This is a genomic window from Phormidium sp. CCY1219, from assembly GCF_035615515.1.
Lineage (GTDB): Bacteria > Cyanobacteriota > Cyanobacteriia > Cyanobacteriales > Laspinemataceae > CCY1219.
On the sequence record NZ_JAJENT010000679.1, the window covers coordinates 1 to 1,784 of the forward strand.

The window sequence follows — 1,784 nt, forward strand, 5'->3', positions numbered from 1 at the left end:
TAGGCTGGTCAGGTGGTTAGAAGTACAAGCCCCTGGCTTTAGACATGGGGTTGGTTTCTACGGAGTCCCTGACAGAATAATCTTTGCTCGATCGCGCGATCCCTTGCGCCTATCAGTCGCGCCGGGTCGCCAATATTCCCACCTCGGGGTGCCCAACCACCGGATCTTCCCCGATCGCCCCCTTTCACCCGTGAGGCAACAGAATCGGCAACGCGGGATGCATTCCAGGCTCATCGTGCGGACCGTGGGCGGTTCACTCTACCCGGGAAAACAGCAATTCTCCTTGCGTGACCAGTTGACCATCCACTTCAGCGCGAGCGTGCATTTTCGCGAGGCGACGTTGGGACACCCGCTGCAGTTCGGTGGTCATCACCAGTTGGTCTCCGGGAATCACTTGACGACGGAACCGCACCTTATCAATGCCGGCAAATAAAAATAAACTGCCTTCCATGTCCGGGAGTTGGGTCAGGACCACACCCCCCACTTGCGCCATTGCTTCCACAATTAACACCCCCGGTAAAATCGGACGTCCGGGAAAATGTCCCTGAAAATGCGGTTCGTTAAAGGTGACATTTTTCAGACCCACGGCGCGCTCTCCGGGCACGTATTCGATAATCCGATCCACCAAGGCAAACGGATAGCGGTGGGGGAGCAGATTGTGAATTTCTTCTAGGGTAAAGGTAGATTTTTCCTCTACCTGTGCGCCATTCGGGTCAGTTTTAGCGGTATTAGCGGTGGATGAGTTAGCAGAATTTGCACGGGCGTCGAGGGATCTGGACATGGGTAGATGTTGAATGATAGTGTTCGCGGTTCGCGTTTAGAGCGAGTGTTCCAAACGCTTTGACTTCGACTCAACCAGCAACCGCGCGAGTTGGACGTGCAGGTGATGGCTGGCTTTGTAGGCGATAAAATGAGCCACGGGAAATTGTCCCAGCAAGCTGATATCTCCTACTAAGTCTAAAATTTTATGACGCACGGGTTCATTTGCAAATCGTAGGGGCGGATTAATCCATCCTTCGTGGGAGCAAACCAAGGCGTTGTCCAAACTTCCGCCTTTGATTAAACCGAGCCGTCGCAGTTGGTCCACTTGGTGTGCCAGACCGAAGGTACGCGCCGGGGCGATCGCGGTGGCGAAGTTGCCACGGGCGGGGGACCAACTGTGCCACTGATTGCCGATCGCATCTACATCGAAGTCGATGCCGTAACTAAAGCGCAATTCTGGAGAAGGCAAGGCGGCGACAAAGGCATCGCTTTCGCGAACCCACTGGGGGGATTCCACGGCGATCGCCGGCTTTGGGGAGCTGATGCCACTCCCTTCCCGAATACCGACCTGGGCGATCGCTTCCACCCAGGGCCACGCCGATCCGTCCAGCAAGGGGATTTCGGGGCCTTCTACCTCAATTCGCACATCATCCACCCCCATCCCCCCTAAAGCGGCTAACAGATGCTCCACCGTGCGAATTGTGGCGCGATCGACCCCCAATTCGGTAGAGAGGGTGGTTTGGCGGACGCTCTCCACCGTGGCGGGGATAATCGGGGCCTCGGGCAGATCCACCCGAACGAAATAGCGCCCTTTCCCCACCGAGGCGGGTTTTAAAGTAACTTTAGTGAGTTCTCCCGTATGTAACCCAACCCCCGATCGCGTCACTGGCGCGACTAAGGTGTAGGGGGCAGAACCGTTCCCATCGTGCAGTCTATCCGTGGTGGGATTCATCAGAAATTAGGGTTGGTAAGGGGGAGAACGGAAACCCTCGTCATTTATGCGTAGGGAGGAGTTCTCCCCC

Annotated in this window: 2 protein-coding genes; both read right to left on the reverse strand. The window is 56.1% G+C overall.

The window, feature by feature from the left end:
• Positions 1-253: 253 nt before the first annotated feature.
• The gene (gene fabZ, locus LKK83_RS19845; protein ID WP_324633040.1) at positions 254-781 is read right to left on the reverse strand and encodes a 3-hydroxyacyl-ACP dehydratase FabZ; all 528 of its coding nucleotides are present in this window, start codon (positions 779-781) and stop codon (positions 254-256) included.
• Between the two features lie 36 nt (positions 782-817).
• The gene (lpxC, locus tag LKK83_RS19850; protein ID WP_324633041.1) at positions 818-1,714 is read right to left on the reverse strand and encodes a UDP-3-O-acyl-N-acetylglucosamine deacetylase; all 897 of its coding nucleotides are present in this window, start codon (positions 1,712-1,714) and stop codon (positions 818-820) included.
• Between the last annotated feature and the right edge of the window lie 70 nt (positions 1,715-1,784).